The sequence below is a fragment of the Flavipsychrobacter sp. genome, from assembly GCA_041392855.1.
Lineage (GTDB): Bacteria > Bacteroidota > Bacteroidia > Chitinophagales > Chitinophagaceae > UBA5543.
The window spans coordinates 308882-327080 of the sequence record JAWKLD010000001.1 but is presented as its reverse complement, the minus strand read 5'-3'; the positions used below and the strand labels follow the sequence as shown (position 1 = coordinate 327080).

The 18199-nt window shown below is 38.4% G+C and carries 24 protein-coding genes and 1 tRNA gene; 5 read left to right on the top strand and 20 right to left on the bottom strand.

Translation table 11 applies throughout. The features are described 5' to 3' along the window. Positions 1-6: 6 nt before the first annotated feature. The gene (locus R2800_01630) at positions 7-222 is read right to left on the bottom strand and encodes a hypothetical protein (GenBank protein MEZ5015725.1); all 216 of its coding nucleotides are present in this window, start codon (positions 220-222) and stop codon (positions 7-9) included. A gap of 84 nt (positions 223-306) precedes the next feature. Next, on the bottom strand, positions 307-1572 hold the full coding sequence (locus tag R2800_01625) for an adenylosuccinate synthase (GenBank protein MEZ5015724.1): 1266 nt from the start codon (positions 1570-1572) through the stop codon (positions 307-309). Positions 1573-1754: 182 nt separating this feature from the next. On the opposite strand from R2800_01625, the gene R2800_01620 reads away from it, so the two are divergent. The 3 genes from R2800_01620 (at position 1755) to R2800_01610 (ending at position 6197) form a co-directional block, all read left to right on the top strand. Beyond that, positions 1755-2192: an IPExxxVDY family protein gene (locus tag R2800_01620; GenBank protein MEZ5015723.1), complete on the top strand. Its 438-nt coding sequence runs from the start codon at positions 1755-1757 to the stop codon at positions 2190-2192. 121 nt (positions 2193-2313) lie between these two features. After that, positions 2314-5382, top strand: coding sequence for a DUF2723 domain-containing protein (locus R2800_01615; protein MEZ5015722.1), 3069 nt, complete (start codon positions 2314-2316; stop codon positions 5380-5382). A gap of 119 nt (positions 5383-5501) precedes the next feature. Then, a complete protein-coding gene (locus tag R2800_01610) occupies positions 5502-6197 on the top strand; it encodes a hypothetical protein (GenBank protein ID MEZ5015721.1) in 696 nt (231 codons plus the stop codon). Positions 6198-6223: 26 nt separating this feature from the next. Here R2800_01610 and R2800_01605 read toward each other — a convergent pair. Next, positions 6224-6297: transfer RNA gene (locus tag R2800_01605), tRNA-Cys, on the bottom strand. 58 nt (positions 6298-6355) lie between these two features. Here R2800_01605 and R2800_01600 point away from each other — a divergent pair. Next, a complete protein-coding gene (locus R2800_01600; protein ID MEZ5015720.1) occupies positions 6356-7246 on the top strand; it encodes a nucleoside phosphorylase in 891 nt (296 codons plus the stop codon). 61 nt (positions 7247-7307) lie between these two features. Next, positions 7308-8603, top strand: coding sequence for a prolipoprotein diacylglyceryl transferase (locus R2800_01595; GenBank protein MEZ5015719.1), 1296 nt, complete (start codon positions 7308-7310; stop codon positions 8601-8603). Positions 8604-8704: 101 nt separating this feature from the next. Here R2800_01595 and R2800_01590 read toward each other — a convergent pair whose 3' ends face one another. From R2800_01590 to rpsC, 17 genes are all read right to left on the bottom strand, one after another. Then, positions 8705-9439 carry a hypothetical protein gene (locus R2800_01590; protein MEZ5015718.1) on the bottom strand — a complete coding sequence of 245 codons (735 nt, stop codon included), beginning with the start codon at positions 9437-9439 and terminating at the stop codon, positions 8705-8707. Between the two features lie 145 nt (positions 9440-9584). Then, on the bottom strand, positions 9585-10403 hold the full coding sequence (gene map / locus R2800_01585) for a type I methionyl aminopeptidase (protein MEZ5015717.1): 819 nt from the start codon (positions 10401-10403) through the stop codon (positions 9585-9587). Between the two features lie 32 nt (positions 10404-10435). Beyond that, positions 10436-11785 (bottom strand): preprotein translocase subunit SecY, encoded by a 1350-nt coding sequence (secY, locus tag R2800_01580; protein ID MEZ5015716.1) that lies wholly within the window; start codon positions 11783-11785, stop codon positions 10436-10438. A gap of 86 nt (positions 11786-11871) precedes the next feature. Next, positions 11872-12318, bottom strand: a complete 447-nt coding sequence (rplO, locus tag R2800_01575; GenBank protein MEZ5015715.1) for a 50S ribosomal protein L15 — start codon at positions 12316-12318, stop codon at positions 11872-11874. 56 nt (positions 12319-12374) lie between these two features. Then, positions 12375-12560, bottom strand: coding sequence for a 50S ribosomal protein L30 (rpmD, locus tag R2800_01570; GenBank protein ID MEZ5015714.1), 186 nt, complete (start codon positions 12558-12560; stop codon positions 12375-12377). A gap of 55 nt (positions 12561-12615) precedes the next feature. Beyond that, positions 12616-13134 (bottom strand): 30S ribosomal protein S5, encoded by a 519-nt coding sequence (gene rpsE / locus R2800_01565; GenBank protein MEZ5015713.1) that lies wholly within the window; start codon positions 13132-13134, stop codon positions 12616-12618. Positions 13135-13164: 30 nt separating this feature from the next. After that, the gene (gene rplR / locus R2800_01560) at positions 13165-13524 is read right to left on the bottom strand and encodes a 50S ribosomal protein L18 (protein MEZ5015712.1); all 360 of its coding nucleotides are present in this window, start codon (positions 13522-13524) and stop codon (positions 13165-13167) included. Between the two features lie 106 nt (positions 13525-13630). Beyond that, positions 13631-14185, bottom strand: a complete 555-nt coding sequence (gene rplF / locus R2800_01555) for a 50S ribosomal protein L6 (protein ID MEZ5015711.1) — start codon at positions 14183-14185, stop codon at positions 13631-13633. A gap of 87 nt (positions 14186-14272) precedes the next feature. After that, a complete protein-coding gene (rpsH, locus tag R2800_01550) occupies positions 14273-14671 on the bottom strand; it encodes a 30S ribosomal protein S8 (protein MEZ5015710.1) in 399 nt (132 codons plus the stop codon). Between the two features lie 74 nt (positions 14672-14745). Further along, on the bottom strand, positions 14746-15015 hold the full coding sequence (rpsN, locus tag R2800_01545) for a 30S ribosomal protein S14 (GenBank protein ID MEZ5015709.1): 270 nt from the start codon (positions 15013-15015) through the stop codon (positions 14746-14748). 6 nt (positions 15016-15021) lie between these two features. After that, positions 15022-15600 carry a 50S ribosomal protein L5 gene (gene rplE, locus R2800_01540; GenBank protein ID MEZ5015708.1) on the bottom strand — a complete coding sequence of 193 codons (579 nt, stop codon included), beginning with the start codon at positions 15598-15600 and terminating at the stop codon, positions 15022-15024. Then, positions 15600-15938 (bottom strand): 50S ribosomal protein L24, encoded by a 339-nt coding sequence (gene rplX / locus R2800_01535; GenBank protein MEZ5015707.1) that lies wholly within the window; start codon positions 15936-15938, stop codon positions 15600-15602. The genes rplE and rplX overlap by 1 nt, the downstream gene beginning before the upstream one ends. Before the next feature lie 69 nt (positions 15939-16007). Beyond that, entirely contained in the window at positions 16008-16376 is a 369-nt protein-coding gene (rplN, locus tag R2800_01530) for a 50S ribosomal protein L14 (protein MEZ5015706.1), read from the bottom strand. A gap of 21 nt (positions 16377-16397) precedes the next feature. Next, on the bottom strand, positions 16398-16697 hold the full coding sequence (gene rpsQ, locus R2800_01525) for a 30S ribosomal protein S17 (GenBank protein MEZ5015705.1): 300 nt from the start codon (positions 16695-16697) through the stop codon (positions 16398-16400). Between the two features lie 11 nt (positions 16698-16708). Then, a complete protein-coding gene (gene rpmC, locus R2800_01520; GenBank protein ID MEZ5015704.1) occupies positions 16709-16924 on the bottom strand; it encodes a 50S ribosomal protein L29 in 216 nt (71 codons plus the stop codon). Positions 16925-16967: 43 nt separating this feature from the next. Further along, positions 16968-17390, bottom strand: a complete 423-nt coding sequence (gene rplP / locus R2800_01515) for a 50S ribosomal protein L16 (protein MEZ5015703.1) — start codon at positions 17388-17390, stop codon at positions 16968-16970. Between the two features lie 36 nt (positions 17391-17426). Continuing rightward, on the bottom strand, positions 17427-18176 hold the full coding sequence (gene rpsC, locus R2800_01510) for a 30S ribosomal protein S3 (GenBank protein ID MEZ5015702.1): 750 nt from the start codon (positions 18174-18176) through the stop codon (positions 17427-17429). Positions 18177-18199: the final 23 nt, after the last annotated feature.

The following is an 18199-nucleotide window of genomic DNA, read 5'->3' as shown; positions in this document are numbered from 1 at the left end:
GTTTTTTTAATAAAAATCATCTTCCTCATCTTCATCAAAATCACTATCGAAATCATCTAAGTTGAAATCCATGTCTTCATCTAAATCAAAATCATCATCGAAGTCACCACGACTTTTTTTACTTTTCGATTTAGGGGCACTAGCCTTCTTCGCGGCAGTTTTAGTGGTGCTTGTCTTTGCACTCTTGTTAGTTGCTGTTTTTTTATTTTGGCCTGAGCTCATATCACAATGAATTAGTAATGTAATATTTTAACTATTTCTCGAAACTGCCAAATATTTTTTTTAGAAAAAATAGTTTAAATTCCCTTAGCCCATTTCGAAAAGCTGATCTCTTCCTGTACCGTTAGAGATATAACCTATTGAAGTCTCTAAATACTCTTCCATAAAATTGCAGTAATCTTTAAATACTTGCGGTGTTTCGCTATACTCTTTACATGCACTTATAGGCTCTGTCCACCCTTGGAAGTTTTTGTAAATAGGCTCCACATCCGTATTGCATAAATCGTACGGAAGCTCTTTTGTCTCCTCTCCATCTACTTTATAGGCTACTGCACCTTTTATCTCTTTAATGCCATCTAAAACATCTGTTTTAGTGATAATCAGCTTAGTAACACCGCTTAACATTACAGCATATCTAAGGGCAACAAAATCTACCCAACCACACCTACGTGGTCTTCCTGTTGTTGCGCCAAATTCGTTACCTGCTTTTCTCAACTCCTCGCCAGCTTCATCGTGCAACTCTGTAGGGAACGGACCACTACCTACTCTTGTACAATATGCTTTTGTGATACCATAAACCTCCTTTATAGCCGAAGGTCTTACGCCTAATCCATTACAAACACCTGCTGATATCGTATTAGAAGATGTAACAAATGGATAAGTACCGAAGTCTATATCAAGCATGCTACCTTGTGCACCTTCTGCCAATATCTTTTTGCCTGCCTTCATATGATCATCCAACCAGTACTCTGCATTTACAACCTGCAATGCTCTTAGTTGCTCTAAAGACTTCATGAAGTCTTGCTCCCATTCCGTAATATCAACCTCATAGTCGTACTGCGCAAGCAATTGCAGATGCTTATCCTTAAGCTGCTGATACTTTTTATCAAAGTCTTTGCTTAGTACATCTCCTACACGCAAGCCATTACGTCCTGTCTTATCCATGTAAGCAGGCCCGATACCTTTAAGTGTAGAACCTATTTTCTCATTCCCTTTGGCTGCTTCTGATGCCGCATCAAGTGCCCTATGTGTAGGCACAATAAGATGCGCTCTACGAGAAACGTATAAACGCTCCAACAGATCTGGTTGCAGCGCTACTATTTGTTTTATTTCTTTTTCTAATGTTACAGGATCTATTACGACACCATTGCCTATTAGATTTAAACAATGTGACTGGAATACACCTGACGGGATGGTATGTAATACCACCTTTTCACCATTTACATATAAAGTGTGCCCTGCATTTGGCCCGCCTTGAAATCGAGCTATTATATCGTACTTAGCCGCAAGAAAATCTACAATCTTACCTTTACCCTCATCTCCCCACTGTAGTCCTAGCAAAACATCAATCATAAAAAAGAATTATCTATAAAAATAAAATAGCTCCTTAAGACAAATTATCTTAATTAGCTTTTCCAGCTACAAAAGTAGAAAGAGAATATCATTATTTCATTAAAAATGTATGCACATTACACTCACATTTATATGTTTTTCTTTCCACTATATAAAGGTAATTTAGTAGCCAATAAGTATTAATGGCAAAATTAGTCTTAGATATGACCGCTGTTGAGGATGATTTTTTCTCCGACACAGCATTAATAGGCATTGTAAGTGCATTACCTGGTTATCGCTTTTGCTGGATGATCAACAAGTACTTTGGCTACAACTTTGTAAGGGAAGCAGAGGCCGATGTACTCTACAAAAAGAAAAAAGGTGAGCCTACTTACTTTTCTTTGTACGAGTACCAAATGGAGGACTGTGCCACCAAATATGCCCTCTATCAGTTAAAAGTAGACAAAGAGACCCTAATGCCCGAGATAAAACAGCTAGACTACCTTTGGCTCATACATAGTCAAGACGCTGTAAATGAGGCTAATAGCATTGCAAATAACCTAAGAGAAGTAGGAGAAATACAATTGGCACAAGTATTATCTGCTGAAAAACTGAAAAGTGTTAACCACTTACTATTATAAAAATTATTAACCGTACAGTAATATATATAATTAACAACTATAGAAATATGTTAATTCCTAGCTTCAATATAGGTGCGTAACCGTATTTTTCTATTTTTGTTTCCTGTCAAATAACAGCTGCATGAATTTTCGCAAAGTCAATAACATTACCGGTTTAATAACCGGCGCTATCGCTACCATAGTATACTTGATGACTATGGAACCCACAGTTAGTTTTTGGGACTGTGGTGAGTTTATCTCTTGTGCCTACAATATTGAGGTAGGTCACTCTCCAGGCGCACCATTATTTATGATGATACAGCGCATGTTTGGGCTTTTAGCAGGCTCTAACTTGGAGAATGTAGCATTGATGACCAATGCATGGTCGGCGATAGCTAGTGGATTAACTATTCTATTCCTATTCTGGACCATTACACACTTTGCCATGCGCCTTATGGTGAGCAATAGAGAAGATGAACCTACAGGTAACCAAGTGCTTATGATAATGGGTGCGGGTCTTGTAGGAGCATTAGCATACACCTTCTCAGACACCTTCTGGTTCTCTGCCGTTGAGGGCGAGGTATATGCTACCTCTTCTTTCTTTACAGCATTGGTATTCTGGGCAATACTTAAGTGGGAACATATTGCTGACCAACCTAATGCAGATAAATGGCTGGTATTCATCGCCTACATGATGGGACTATCTGTTGGTATTCACTTATTGAACTTATTGGCTATACCTGCATTGGCAATGGTTTACTACTTCCGCCGCTATAAAGCTAGTAGTAAAGGTGCCGTTATTGCATTCTTTATAGGTTGTGCTTTATTAGGCTTAGTACAGTTTGGTATCCTACAAGGCTTACCTATACTAGCAGCTAAACTGGATAAATTATTCGTGAATAGCTTTGGCATGCCATTCGATAGTGGTGCCCTTACATTCATAGTGCTACTTATTGCAGTTATGGTGTGGCTATTGATCTTTGCTAAACGCAAAGGCTGGTACTTACTACACACCGGGCTACTTTGCTTGGTATTTATCATTATTGGTTTTTCCAGCTATCTAGCTCCATTGATCCGCTCTAGAGCAGATGTAGCTATTGATATGACCAACCCTGATAATGCGATCAGCCTTGTATCATATATCCAACGTGAGCAGTTTGGACAGCAACCATTATTATTTGGTCCTGACTTTACTAGCCGCCCTTATGATTTCAAAGAAAAAGGTAAAAAATATGCTCGCTCTACAAAGGATGGTAAAGACTTCTACGAAGAGGTAGGCACAAAAGTAGAACCACAATTCGATGCAGCTAATCGTCGTTTCTTCCCTCGTATTTGGGATTACAACGATCCACAACACATTAGATTTTATAAGAACTACCTAGGGTTAGCAGAAGGAGAAAAACCAAGTGGTGGCGACAACTTTAAGTATTTCTTTAACTACCAGATAAACTGGATGTGGTGGAGATACTTTATGTGGAACTATGCCGGTAGACAAAATGACTTTGAAGGACAAGGAGACCCTAAAAAGGGAAACTGGGTATCTGGTATCAAGTTCTTAGATAAAAACATTAGAGGACTTGGAGATGCTGATCTAGGACAAGATGGATACTCTAACAACAAGGCTAGAAATGAATTATACCTACTTCCTTTTATACTGGGTTTATTAGGTATCGTGTTCCAATTCAACAGGAATAAGAAAGATGGTTTAGTGACCTTAGTACTATTCTTCTTTACAGGTATTGCTATTGCTATATACTTGAACATGCCACCATTACAACCACGTGAGCGTGACTATGCATTTGCAGGCTCTACCTACGCATTTGCTATATGGATAGGTTTGGGTGTATTAATGGTGAATCATTGGTTCCAAAGATTCTTAAAAGGATCTGCAGGTAGCTATCTTGCTATAGCACTTTGCCTATTGGCAGTACCAACATTAATGGCCAAAGAAGAATGGGACGACCACGATCGCTCTGAGAAAACCTTGGCACACAATACTGCCTATAATGTATTAATGTCTTGTGAGCCGAATGCCATACTATTTACATTTGGTGATAACGACACTTACCCGCTATGGTACTTACAAGAAGTAGAGCGTGTGAGAACAGACGTGCGTATAGTAAACATGAGCTTACTAGGTATAGACTGGTATATAGACCAGCTGAACAACAAGATAAATGATGCACCTCCTGTACCTATGATATGGAAAAGAGAGCATTATTTAGGCGATAGAAGAAACTACCTACGCTACTACAAGCCGCAACAAGTACCTGATGATAGATATTTTGACCTGTCTGAGATATGTAAGTTTGTGATAAGTGATGCACCTCAAGCTAAACTGCAGATGACGAATGGAGAGAATGAAAACTTCTTCCCTACTAAGAACTTTACCATACCACCGTTAAGTAAAGAAACCTTGATAGAAAAAGGCTTGGTAGCAGCTAAAGACACATCTAACATCAGTACAGATATCCTCTTCACCTTCCCTAAGGATGTGGCATATAAAGATGATATTGCTACACTTAATATCATTGCTGCTATTGCTGCGGAAGGATGGGAAAGACCAATATACTTTGGTGGCATGTTGCCTGGTGACAACTATGTAGGTCTTGAGGATTATATGCGTCTAGAAGGTGTTATTTATCGTCTACTTCCTTATAGAGTTATTAATGTAGGCCCTAAAGGACCAGAAGACCTTGGTAGCTGTAATGTAGAGAAGAGTTATGACCTATTCATGAATACTTATGATTGGGGTAATGCAAATACGGATGAGGAATACTTTGATGAAAAGAACCGTATCATGTTTGCAGCCTACAGGATCAACTGTAGCCGTATAGCTACGCTACTTGCTAATGAAGGTAAAATAAAAGAGGCCGAGCAAGTGCTCGATAAGGTTAAAGAAGGCATTAGCGAAAGCTCTTACCTATATGATGCTACAGCATACTTTATGGCTATAGCCTACTACAACATTGGCAATAAAGAAAAAGCTCGTTTTGTAGCAGACAGACTGGTAAAAAATGCAGAAGATGATATTAATTATATCATGTCTATAAAAGATAGTCGTAGAGAATCTATGCGCAGTGATGTACAGAGAGACTTAACGCTTATCAACATCATGTATGGTATCGCACAACAATCAGGAGATACAGAAAGAGCTACTTCTTACAAACAAACTCTTGACATGCTAAATACAAGAGCCGCTTCTTTGTAATAGCTTTGTAAATAAACTGAATATCGGTAAAGCCTTTCTCTTTTTGAGAAGGGCTTTATCATGTCTAACATTCAATAATGCCCTATCTTTATACAACAACTTTTAACTAAGGGTTTAATATGAAATACCTCATTACGATACTATGCTTGCTATTGATGAGCAGTGCTAATGCTCAAATCATTAAACGCAAAAAAGCAAAAGCTGATGAAAAAGCACCTAAGGCTATCTTAGTACAACTATTCACCAATCAGAACAAGCTGGCGTACCTACAAGAAAGAAAAAAGACGGATGATATACAGCTATTAAAAAAAGATACTGATAGTATCTTAACTAAAATGGTTAGGGACTTTAATGATAACTTTTATTACTGCCCTGTATACTATTATATTGACAGCAATATTGAGCATATCAGAAAAAAAGAGTTTGACGGCATATTACTCAATGAGAACTTGCAACCCGTTAAAAATACAGTACTGGAAAACGGAGCAACTGATTTTCAAATTGTAATATTTGGCTACCCGATACAGAAATCATCAGACAATTTAAAGGATGATGAAAAAGATGATTTTTTTGCCTCTAACTATTCAGTGACTACTAAATACAAACAACGCCTTGTAGTATTTGATCACAACTTTGATAAACTACCTCTCCCCTTACCTAATGGCTCTAATAATGTATACGGAGGTGCCTTAAAACACCCGGCAGAAAGCTATTTATATACCTCTAAAAAATTTCCGCTATACTATAAACCTTATGCTAAAAGCCTGAGCGCTAAAATGTATGATTTTTATGGTAGCTACCCATACAAAAAATAAAAAGGCTCCTTTTAAAAGGAGCCTTTTGGAGGTCGCGAGCGGATTCGAACCGCTGTAGAAGGTTTTGCAGACCTCTGCCTAGCCACTCGGCCACGCGACCACAAGGGATTGCAAATGTAGTAAAAAATCGTTTCTTTACAAGCAAAGAAATTAGAATTATGCCGAGTCATTTTAACGATACTATTGGCGCATCTCAATTACTACTCAATAAACGTGGGGCTGTATATCATTTAGACTTAAAAGCAGACCAAATAGCCGATACAATTATAACGGTAGGCGATCCCAATCGTGTAAAAAAAGTAGCCCAATATTTTGATAAAATAGAGCATAGATCTTCTAACAGAGAGTTCATTACCAACACAGGATACATTGGCAAAAAAAGACTAACTATTCTTAGCACAGGTATTGGTCCTGACAACATAGATATTGTTTTAAACGAGCTTGACGCCCTAGCCAACATAGACCTTAAAACAAGAACCATTAACACTGAACTAAAGAAGCTTAATATTATTAGACTAGGTACATGCGGTAGCCTGCAATCAGATATACCGGTTGATAGTTTTATTGTAAGCAACTATGCAATTGGTATGGATAATTTACTCCACTACTATAACTATGATAACAATACAGACGAACAGTTTATTCTAAACGAATTTATACAGCATAATAACCTATCAGGTAAATACATCACTCCCTACATAGCTCAAGCACCTGTAAGACTACTCTCTCACTTTACTAAAGGGTACATTCATGGCATTACAGCTACATGTCCGGGTTTCTATGGCCCTCAAGGACGAAAACTAAGAGGCAACATAAGCCTACCCTATTTATTGGATGCACTAAAGAGTTTTAACAGTAGAGGACAAAAAATACTTAATTACGAGATGGAAACGTCAGCTATTTATGGACTTAGCAAGATTTTAGGTCATAATTGCGTATCAATAAGCACCGTAGTAGCCAACAGAGCCGATGAAACAACTTCACAAGATGCAGATGCTGCAATAGAGAAAATGATTCAGCAGTCGCTAAGTATTATTGAAAAAATATAACAAATGCTTCTGCCATAGGTCAAAGAAGTAGCGTATCTATTTATTACTTTTACCAACGATTATGTATCCAGATTTCGAATTCTTTCTAGAAAGTATATTTAATACTGATTTCCCTGAATGGCTTAGCATCTTTAAAATGTTTGGCTTTATGGTAGCTATGGGCTTTATAGTTGCCGCATGGACCATCACTGCTGAGCTTAAACGTAAAGAAAAACAAGGGTTGCTACATCCCACATACAGCACCATAACTGTTGGGGAACCATTAAAAACATCAGACTTAGTTGTCTCTATCATTTTAGGATTTATACTGGGCTATAAGGTTGGTGGTCTCTTTAGTAATATTGCTGAAGCAGCGCCCGACCCTCTGGAGTTTCTACTGTCGACTAAAGGCAACTTAATAGTAGGGATTCTAGGCGCAGGCTTGTTTGGATACATGAAGTATTCAGACAAGAAAAAACAGGAGCTACCTAAACCTGAACAACGTAAAGTAGCAACCTACCCTCACCAGAGAGTATTTGAAATAGTATTTATAGCCGCTGTAGGCGGCCTAGTTGGCGCTAAAGTCTTTAATGCACTAGAGACATGGGAAGACTTCCTTAAAGACCCTATAGCCAATTTATTCTCTTCTTCTGGCTTAACCTTTTACGGAGGTCTTATTGTAGCTACAGCAGCGCTCTACTACTATTCAAAAAAGAAAGGTATCCCATTCAAACACCTTTGCGATGCAACAGCGCCTGGCTTAATACTTTCTTATGGTATTGGAAGACTTGGTTGCCAAGTAGCCGGAGATGGCGACTGGGGCATATTAAATGCCGCCTATATCTCTCTACCTGATGGTTCTTTACAAGCAGCAACATTAGCAGAGTTTAAAATGAGATTACAAGAAGCATCAGGCTATTTTACAAGAGAGTTCGGTTCTTTACAAAACGTCCCTTATTCTTACGTTCAAGCGCCTAGCTGGCTACCAGACTGGATGTTTGCGATGAACTATAAGCACAATATTCATAATGAAGGTATGCAAATATTGGGCTGTACTGGTAAGTATTGTGGTGTTTTACCTGTAGGTGTATTCCCTACACCTATATACGAAACTACATTAGGCATCATTATTTTCTTCATCTTATGGCAAATAAGAAAACGTTTGAAATATGCTTGGCAAATGTTTGGCACCTACCTCATATTTAACGGACTAGAGCGTTTCTTTATAGAGAAAATGCGCGTCAACTTCAAATACGACTGGGGTTTCTTACACCCAACACAGGCAGAGATCATTTCTTTTGGGTTAATACTAGGAGGTATTGCTCTACTGATATATGCCAATAAGAAAAAAGATAAACTAGCTCCTACAGCTGATTAATAAGCATCGCAACAAATACATTTAAAACATGCTGAAATAAAAAAGTGCGCTACAATTGTAGCGCACTTTACGTATGTATCAAATGATTAAAACAATGTATTCTATTTGCCTAACGGAGCAGCAAAAGCAGGCATTTTCATATCATGACGCTCTTGGCTATATGGTATTCTGAATCTTAAACCAATAGTACCCGAAACATCAGTAACTGTAAAGCTCAACTTCTCTTTAGGTGTTAATAAAGGCACTTCGTTATTTTCATAATTAAGGGTATATGATCTGTATGCACCTTCAATATTAAGACCTACATACTTAGACAAGCCCATAACAAAACCAACTTGACCACCGAAAACCATACCTTCACCACCATCTGGAGTACGGTAGTTTTCGTTATCATTAAGTCTTCTTGTTTTATGTCTTCCTGTACCATAACCTACAGCACCACCAGCATAAACATAACCACCTTTAGTACCTACCGGTGCTTGCAAATTGGCTAAGAAAGCACCTGAAACCATATACTTAGCATATACCATCTTTTTACCATCCGCACCAAAAGGGATTTTATATGGACTAAGGTAAACAGAGTCTGTCATACGAGACAACTCAGTAACTCTTCCTTCAAAGCCTATTTGAAAATTCTTATGTATGTGGTATATAATAGACAAGTGACCACTATAGTTAAATGTAGCGATATCTCCTTTGTAAGGCATATTGCCTACAGCGTCTCCGTTACTACTAATACCTCCATGTACACCAAGCTCTAGATCTTGTGCATTTATTTGCGCATGAGCAAAAATGCTTGTAGAGACTAACAGGAGCGAACAAATTATTTTTTTCATTATTGTTGTGTTATTGAGTTAATCAGACTTGTCTAACTATTTGAAATATAACGACATCAAAATACAATCATATTTCATAAAATACAATAGCCCTTCAAAACTGATTGCAAAAAAGGCAAATAAACTTTTAGAAAGTTGGATTAGATCAGACTAAATGTCCTGTATTTAGTTCACTATTAGCTCTTTCTGCATCTTCTATCGGTCCAAAATCAGAGAGATTTTCTCCTTCTTTTTTACCGACAAGTGTAGTATGCTCATAATGAACCGATGGTTTACCGTCTGCAGTAATAATGGTCCATCCATCATCTAAGCTATTTATCTCTCTTGAACCAAGATTGATCATAGGTTCAATCGCTAGCACCATACCTGCTTTCAAACGCTTACCAAATCCTCTTCTACCATAGTTTGGCACTTGAGGATCTTCGTGTAGTTCTTTACCTACTCCATGCCCTACAAGCTCCCTTACTACGCCATAGCCGTGCTCTTTTGCCGTATATCGCTCAATAGCATTAGAAATATCTCCTACTCTATTGTTTTCTCTTGCTTGTACTATTCCTAGCCTCAACGCCTCTTTGGTTACTTTCATCAACTGAAGTACCTCCGCACTAACCTCACCTATCGCAAATGTATAAGCATGATCTCCATGATAGCCATCTTTATAAAACCCGCAATCAACGGATATTAGATCACCATCCTTTAGCACATAGTCGCCTGGGAAACCATGCACAACAGCTTCATTAACAGAAATGCATAGAGACGACGGGAATGGCGAATACTCTGGTCCATAACCTTTAAAAGAAGGTATACCTCCATTATCTCGAATAAAGGTTTCGGCCATCTCATCTATAGATCTAGTAGTAATACCTGGGCGCAAAAAAGCTGCCACCTCAGTTAAGGTGGCAGTTACCATTAAGGCATTTCTTCTAATTATTTCGATTTCTTCTTTAGTCCTTATGTGAATCATTATAAACTAAAAATATCAAAGTAGTATTTTTTTTATACAGAAGCTGCTTGCTTACGTCCTGAGATACGACCAGTTTTCATCAAACCATCATACTGACGCATTAACAAGTGGCTTTCAATTTGTTGTAATGTATCTAAGATTACAGCTACACCGATCAGCATTGAAGTACCACCGAAAAAGTCTGCAAAACCTCTTGTAATACCAAATAGAGCTGCAATACCCGGTAGTATACCTGCTAGCGCAAGGAATATTGAACCAGGAAGTGTGATACGATCCATTACAGTAGCAATGTAGTTTGCTGTAGGCTCACCTGGTTTTACACCTGGTATAAAGCTGTTGTTACGCTTTAAGTTATCAGCCATCTCTGTAGGGTTCACAGTAAGAGCTGTATAGAAATAAGTAAATGCAATAACTAGTATAGCATATACTACATTATACCATAAAGAGGTATTATCTCTTAGCTGAGCTATAAAACCTGAAGCAGTCTCATTACCTTCTGCAAAACCTGCTAATGTAGCTGGTATGAACATGATAGCCTGAGCAAAGATGATAGGCATTACACCAGCAGCATTCACTTTCAACGGAATAAAATCACGAGCACCACCAGCTATCTCACGAGCCGTGTTACCACCACCTACTACTCGGCGTGCAAAGTTTAGAGGTATTTTACGTACACCTTGTGTAAGCATGATAAGACCTACTATGACTGCAATGAAGAAAGCCATCTCTATCAAGAATATCAAAAGACCACCTGCACCACCTAAGTTTTTAGCTGCAAATTCCTGAACTAGTGAATCTGGAAGACGGGCAAGGATACCCACCATGATTAATAAAGAAACACCGTTACCAATACCTTTATCAGTAATACGCTCACCCAACCACATTACGAATAATGTACCTGCTGTAAGTACTACTGTTGTAGACAACCAGAATAGAACACCTTGATATTCCTGAACTATAGCACCACCACTTTGGTTAAGTAGGTAAGTTACATATGCACTTGCCTGAAAAGCTGTTACGATAACAGTCAGGTAACGTGTCCACTGGTTTAATTTTCTTCTACCGCTTTCTTCTTTTTGTAGTTTAGCAATTTGTGGTACAACTATACCAGCCAACTGCATAAAGATAGACGCCGAGATATACGGCATAACACCTAATGCAAAAATGGAGGCACGACTGAACGAACCACCTGCAAACATGTTAAATAGTCCCAAAAGACCTTGTTGACTACCCTCTAATAATAATTTGTTAGGGTCTATTCCTGGTAATGTTATAAAGCTACCTACACGGTAAACTAGTATAAGCATTAGGGTAAATAAAATACGCTTACGTAGCTCTTCTATGCTCCAAATGTTCTTAAGCGTTGTAATTAGTTTCTTCACAGGGACTAATGTTAATCAAAAATGAATTGCGAATAAACGATAAAAGACGCATTTCTCCAAATGCGTCTTTTAAGATTTTTTGCTTGTTATACTAACTCTATTGTACCACCAGCTGCTTCGATAGCTTTTTTGGCATTAGCACTTACAGCATTTACTTTAAAAGTAACCTTAGATTTGATCTCTCCGTTACTCAATATTTTCACTAGATCCGTTTGAGCAATAAGACCGTTGATATACAAATTTTCTAAAGAAAACTCCACAATACCATACTTAGCTACTAGCTCATCTACTTGATTAAGGTTGAATACTTTATACTCAATACGGTTTCTGTTCTTAAAGCCACGCTTTGGAGAGCGACGTTGCAAAGGCATTTGACCACCTTCGAAACCTATTTTGCTCTTGTAACCTGCACGAGATTGTTGACCTTTGTTACCTTTACCAGCTGTAACACCTAGACCACTACCTTCACCACGACCTACTCTTTTAGTTCTGTGTGTAGCGCCTTTTGCTGGTTTTAAATTGTGTAATTGCATATTTTACTTTTTTGGACTTGCGCGGAATGTAAAGCCGCTCGCAAATGTTTAAAAAATTATTTTACTTCTTCAACCTTCACTAAATGGCTAACTTTTTTAACCATTCCCATTACGTGTGCGCTATCGCCATCTACTTCTACACTAGCGTTAAGCTTACGAAGACCTAATGCTACAAGTGTACGCTTTTGACGCTCAGGACGATCAATACCGCTTTTGATTTGTGTTACTTTATACTTAGCCATGACGCTACTTATATTCAATAGTTTTATAAAATACCTTGAAAGTGTATAACGAATATTATCCGTTGAATACTTTCTTAAGGCTTACGTTACGATCTCTTGCTACTTTAACAGGCTCACGCAAAGTTGCTAGAGCAGTAAATGTTGCTTTAACCACGTTTTGTGGGTTAGCAGAACCTAGGTTCTTTGTAAGTACGTCAGTGATACCAGCAGCTTCTAAAACAGCACGCATGCTACCACCAGCAATTACACCTGTACCGTGTGCAGCAGGCTTAATTAAAACCTTAGCAGCACCTTGCTTTGAAAGCTGAGCATGAGGTATAGTACCGTGCATAACAGGAACTTTGATCAAGTTCTTCTTAGCATCATCTATTCCTTTAGTGATTGCTTCTTGTACTTCTTTCGCTTTACCAAGACCGTGACCTACAACACCTTTACCATCTCCTACTACTACTAATGCAGAGAAGCTAAAAGCACGACCACCCTTAGTTGTTTTCACAACACGGTTTATCGAAACTACTTTCTCCGTTAGTTCAAGATCTCCAGCTTTTATGCGATTTGTATTTGAGTTAGACATTATCTTTATTATATAAAATTCAAATAATAATTATAGCTTCAATCCACCTTCACGTGCACCGTCAGCTAATGATTTAACACGGCCATGGTATAAGTAACCACCACGGTCGAAAACACATTGTTCTACCCCTACTTCTTTAGCAGCAGCAGCAATTGCTTTACCCACCATAGCAGCCTTTTCTACTTTATTACCACTTTGTGCAGCAATATCCTTCTGACGAGAATTAGCAGAAGCCAATGTTGTACCAGTTACATCATCTATAAGTTGTACGTATATATCCTTATTACTACGGAATACAGACATACGAGGCTTTTGTGCTGTACCTTTTACATTGGTACGTATACGCCAGCGTAATTTTTGACGACGAACTACTTTTTGATCAAGAGACATCTTATTTACTTTTTATGTTACGGGCTCACCCCTGTGGGATGGCTGCCGAGATTTTTAATGTTTATATTAATACAGTGCTTATTACTAAGCAGCTGATAAAACCTTATTACTTAGCTGCAGACTTACCAGCTTTACGACGAATGTATTCACCAACATAACGCACACCCTTTCCTTTGTAAGGCTCAGGCTTACGTAAGCTACGGATCTTAGCAGCTACTTGACCAACAAGTTGCTTATCTATAGACTCAAGCGTAATTCTTGGAGGAACACCTTTCTTCATTTCAGCCTCAGCTTTAACTTCTTTAGGTAGTTCAAACACGATGTTGTGAGAATAACCTAGAGACATATCTAAAGTCTGACCTTGAACTGCAGCACGATAACCTACACCTACAAGGTCAAGCTCTTTCTTAAAGCCTTCAGTTACACCTGTAACCATGTTAGCAACAAGAGCACGACTTAAACCATGCACTGCACGGTGACGGATCTGCTCAGACGGGCGCTTGATAGTTAAAGTACCGTCAGCTACTTCAAGAACCATATCGCTATCGATAGTTTCTTTTAATTCACCTTTAGGTCCTTTTACTGTAACCACATTGCCCTCAGCAACTGTGATAGTTACACCACTTGGAATTGAAATTGGACTATTACCTATACGAGACATATTATTAAGTCTTTATATTGTTATGATAGCAATCGACCGGTCAGCCTAGTATAGGCACGGCTTAATGTATCAATTACTGTTTTATTATTAATAGATGTTACACAATACTTCACCACCCACATTCTGCGCCTTAGCTTCTTTATCTGTCATTACACCTTTAGATGTAGACACTATAGCAATACCTAAACCATTAATCACTCTTTTGATCTCACTTGGCTTAGCGTATTGACGAAGACCAGGACGGCTAACACGCTCTAAAGATTTTATTGCTGGTTCTTTAGTTTGTGCATCATATTTAAGCGCTATCTTAATAACACCTTGCTTATTATCGTCTTCAAATTTGTACTTAAGGATATAACCTTTGTCATACAAAATTTCAGTCATGCGCTTCTTAACCTTTGAAGCTGGTATTTCTACGATACGATGACGTGCCATTTGCGCGTTACGTACTCTAGTAAGATAGTCTGCTATTGGATCTGTTACCATTTTCTAATTTAGTTTGTAAATAAAGTTTGTTGTCGGTTTCAAAAAAGTTAGGTTGACCTTACAACGTTTAATAATTACCAGCTTGCTTTACGAACACCTGGTATTTTGCCATCTAAAGCCATGTCGCGGAATACGTTACGTGAAATACCGAACTGACGCATATAACCTTTAGGACGACCTGTAAGCTGGCATCTGTTTTTCAAACGTACCGGAGAAGCGTTCTTCGGTAATTTGTCTAGTGCAGCGTAATCTCCTGCGGCTTTAAGTTCAGCACGCTTTTCAGCATACTTCGCTACCATTGCTTCGCGTTTGCGTTGGCGGGCTTTTACTGATTGTCTAGCCATTTATAATTAGTTATTATTTTCGATTTTTATGTTCTTGAATGGCATACCTAATTCTTTAAGTAATTCGTATGCTTCTTCATTTGTATTAGCTGTAGTCACAAAAGTGATGTCCATACCGCTGATACGGTTTACCTTATCAATATCGATCTCCGGATAGATGATCTGTTCAGTAACACCCATAGTGTAGTTACCACGACCGTCAAAAGATTTATCATTGATACCTTTAAAGTCACGTACACGTGGTAGTGTTACAGCGATAAAACGATCTAAGAACTCATACATTTTAGTACTACGTAGTGTAACACGACAACCGATAGGCATGTGTTTACGTAGTTTAAAGTTTGAGATATCCTTCTTAGAAAGTGTTGGCACAGCTTTTTGACCAGAGATCATTGTCATCTCCTTCACAGCATCATCGATCAATTTCTTATCTGCTACTGAACCTTTAACACCTTGGTTAAGACATATCTTAACCAAACGAGGGCACTGCATAACTGTTTTGTAGCCAAACTTTTTCATCAAAGCTGGTACAACTTCGTCGTTATATTGCTTCTGTAAGCGAGGCTTGTATACTGTAGTTTCCATTATTTAATTTCCTCCCCAGACTTTTTAGATATACGAACAATTTTTCCATTAGTACGCTCACGCTTGATACGTGTAGCAGACTTGGCTTTAGCATCCCAAAGCATAACATTAGATATATGTATAGGTGCTTCTTCTTTCACGATGCTACCTTGTGGGTTCTGAGCGTTTGGCTTAAGGTGTTTTGTAACAATATTTACACCTTCTACCAATACACGAGCAGCGTGTGGATATACAGCCAAAACCTTGTGTGGTGTGTTGTTATCCTTATCATTACCAGCTATAACGATAACATTATCGCCTTTTCTGATATTGAATTTTGGTTGAAATCTGTTTTTCACAATTACTATAGATTAAAAGTTGTTCTATACATACCCATCTGAAAACGGGCTGCAAAGGTACAACATATTTTACAATACTTCTGGTGCTAATGAAACTATTTTCATGTAGCCTTTATCACGTAGTTCACGCGCTACTGGTCCGAATATACGAGTACCTCTTGGCTCATCTGAGTTGTTAAGAAGAACTACTGCATTATCATCAAAGTTGATGTATGAACCATCCTTACGACGTAACTTGTTCTTAGTGCGAACGATAACTGCTTTAGAAACAGTACCTTTTTTCATACCGCCACCAGGTAATGCATTTTTTACAGTAACAACTATTTTATCTCCAATAGCTGCATAGTTTTGTCCAGAGTTACCTAACACACGGATGCATAGTACTTCCTTAGCTCCACTGTTGTCGGCTACACTAAGCCTTGATTCTTGTTGTATCATCTTATTATATTAAGATTTCTATTACTTAGCTTTTTCAATTATTTCTACTAGGCGCCAGCGCTTAGTTTTGCTTAAAGGTCGAGTTTCCATGATACGTACTGTATCACCAACACCAGCAGTGTTGTTCTCATCATGAGCGTGGAATTTGTTCGACTTCTTAACGAACTTACCGTATATAGGGTGTTTTACTTTACGTAAAACTGTAACAGTGATGGTTTTATCCATTTTATCACTAGTCACTAAACCTATACGTGATTTTCTAAACCTTCTTGATAAAGGCTTATTCGTTGCTTCTGTTTTTGTTTCAGTCGTTGTTGACATTTCTAAAACTTTTATTTTGAACTAGATGTTCTGCTATTCTGTATCGTTTTCATACGTGCAATGCTGCGACGTAATTGACGTATTACAAGCGGGTTTTCTATTGGATTAACAGCATGGCTGAATTTCAATTTCTTCAGTCTTACCTCTTCTTCCGTGATCTTGTCAGCTAATGCCTGATCATCCATTGAGCTATACTCCTGAACCTGCGATTTACTTGTGTTGGCCATGATTCAAATTTTTAATATTATTTAGTTCGCTAACACTAATGGCTTACGCTCCGTTATAGTCTCTACGAACAACAAATTTCGTTTTAATAGGAAGCTTTTGTGCAGCAAGTCTTAATGCTTCTTCTGCTATTGCCCTCGGAACACCGTCCATTTCGAACATAATACGTCCCGGCTTCACTACAGCTGCCCAGTAATCCAAGCTACCTTTACCTTTACCCATACGTACTTCGGCTGGTTTAGCAGTTACAGGCTTGTCAGGGAATATTCTGATCCAAACGTTACCCTCACGCTTCATGTGACGCGTCATTGCCTGACGAGCTGCCTCAATTTGGCGGTTTGTAATCCACTTAGGCTCCAATGCTTTTAGTCCGAAAGAACCGAATGCAATAGTAGCACCACGTTGTGCGTTACCTCTGATTCTACCTTTATGGGCTTTCCTATGTTTCGTTTTTTTAGGTTGTAACATTGTTACAATATTTTAATAGTTGCTCTACAAATATTATTAATTACGACGTCCACCACGTCCACCGCGTCCACGACCACCTCTATCATTTCCTCCGCTACGCTCACCGCCACCACGACGATCAGAACCTGCTGAGAAGTTAGGGTTAAGGTCACGCTTTCCTAATACTTCACCTTTACAAATCCATACTTTGATACCGATCTTACCGTATACAGTTAATGCAAATACTGATGCATAATCGATATCCATACGGAATGTATGTAATGGAGTACGTCCTTGTTTAAACTCTTCAGAACGAGCAATTTCCGCACCATTCAAACGTCCACCAACTTTAATTTTGATACCTTCAGCACCCATTCTCATTGCAGTAGAGATAGCCATTTTAATAGCTCTCTTATAACTAACACGGCTTTCTAATTGACGTGCTATAGTTTCAGCAACGATCTGTGCATCAAGTTCAGGACGACGAATCTCCATAATGTTGATCTGAACATCTTCCTTGTCCGTCAACTTCTTCAGTTCTTCTTTGATACGATCAACTTCAGAACCACCTTTACCTATTATGATACCAGGCTTAGAAGTATGTATAGTAACAATAAGTTTACCTAGAGTACGCTCAATGACGATGCGAGAAACACCACCTTTGTTGATACGTGCGTTCAGGTAAGTACGGATTTTATGATCTTCTACTAGTTTCTGACCATAATCCTTCTTTGAGCTATACCACATTGAGTCCCATCCGCGGATGATTCCCAACCTGTTACCTATAGGATTTGCTTTTTGACCCATTCGTTATATATTAAATTAGTTGA

What these genes read in the sequence shown, in the direction of transcription:
- rplN (MEZ5015706.1), bottom strand. Translation starts at nt 16,376, where the DNA reads ATGATACAACAAGAATCAAGGCTTAGTGTAGCCGACAACAGTGGAGCT.
- rplR (MEZ5015712.1), bottom strand. Translation starts at nt 13,524, where the DNA reads ATGTCTCTTGATCAAAAAGTAGTTCGTCGTCAAAAATTACGCTGGCGT.
- R2800_01630 (MEZ5015725.1), bottom strand. Translation starts at nt 222, where the DNA reads ATGAGCTCAGGCCAAAATAAAAAAACAGCAACTAACAAGAGTGCAAAG.
- rplE (MEZ5015708.1), bottom strand. Translation starts at nt 15,600, where the DNA reads ATGGAAACTACAGTATACAAGCCTCGCTTACAGAAGCAATATAACGAC.
- rpsN (MEZ5015709.1), bottom strand. Translation starts at nt 15,015, where the DNA reads ATGGCTAGACAATCAGTAAAAGCCCGCCAACGCAAACGCGAAGCAATG.
- R2800_01625 (MEZ5015724.1), bottom strand. Translation starts at nt 1,572, where the DNA reads ATGATTGATGTTTTGCTAGGACTACAGTGGGGAGATGAGGGTAAAGGT.
- R2800_01610 (MEZ5015721.1), top strand. Translation starts at nt 5,502, where the DNA reads ATGAAATACCTCATTACGATACTATGCTTGCTATTGATGAGCAGTGCT.
- rplP (MEZ5015703.1), bottom strand. Translation starts at nt 17,390, where the DNA reads ATGTTACAACCTAAAAAAACGAAACATAGGAAAGCCCATAAAGGTAGA.
- R2800_01620 (MEZ5015723.1), top strand. Translation starts at nt 1,755, where the DNA reads ATGGCAAAATTAGTCTTAGATATGACCGCTGTTGAGGATGATTTTTTC.
- rpsC (MEZ5015702.1), bottom strand. Translation starts at nt 18,176, where the DNA reads ATGGGTCAAAAAGCAAATCCTATAGGTAACAGGTTGGGAATCATCCGC.
- R2800_01590 (MEZ5015718.1), bottom strand. Translation starts at nt 9,439, where the DNA reads ATGAAAAAAATAATTTGTTCGCTCCTGTTAGTCTCTACAAGCATTTTT.
- rpsE (MEZ5015713.1), bottom strand. Translation starts at nt 13,134, where the DNA reads ATGTCTAACTCAAATACAAATCGCATAAAAGCTGGAGATCTTGAACTA.
- rpsQ (MEZ5015705.1), bottom strand. Translation starts at nt 16,697, where the DNA reads ATGTCAACAACGACTGAAACAAAAACAGAAGCAACGAATAAGCCTTTA.
- rplF (MEZ5015711.1), bottom strand. Translation starts at nt 14,185, where the DNA reads ATGTCTCGTATAGGTAATAGTCCAATTTCAATTCCAAGTGGTGTAACT.
- rplO (MEZ5015715.1), bottom strand. Translation starts at nt 12,318, where the DNA reads ATGCAATTACACAATTTAAAACCAGCAAAAGGCGCTACACACAGAACT.
- R2800_01600 (MEZ5015720.1), top strand. Translation starts at nt 6,356, where the DNA reads ATGCCGAGTCATTTTAACGATACTATTGGCGCATCTCAATTACTACTC.
- R2800_01595 (MEZ5015719.1), top strand. Translation starts at nt 7,308, where the DNA reads ATGTATCCAGATTTCGAATTCTTTCTAGAAAGTATATTTAATACTGAT.
- rpsH (MEZ5015710.1), bottom strand. Translation starts at nt 14,671, where the DNA reads ATGGTAACAGATCCAATAGCAGACTATCTTACTAGAGTACGTAACGCG.
- R2800_01615 (MEZ5015722.1), top strand. Translation starts at nt 2,314, where the DNA reads ATGAATTTTCGCAAAGTCAATAACATTACCGGTTTAATAACCGGCGCT.
- rpmC (MEZ5015704.1), bottom strand. Translation starts at nt 16,924, where the DNA reads ATGGCCAACACAAGTAAATCGCAGGTTCAGGAGTATAGCTCAATGGAT.
- map (MEZ5015717.1), bottom strand. Translation starts at nt 10,403, where the DNA reads ATGATTCACATAAGGACTAAAGAAGAAATCGAAATAATTAGAAGAAAT.
- rpmD (MEZ5015714.1), bottom strand. Translation starts at nt 12,560, where the DNA reads ATGGCTAAGTATAAAGTAACACAAATCAAAAGCGGTATTGATCGTCCT.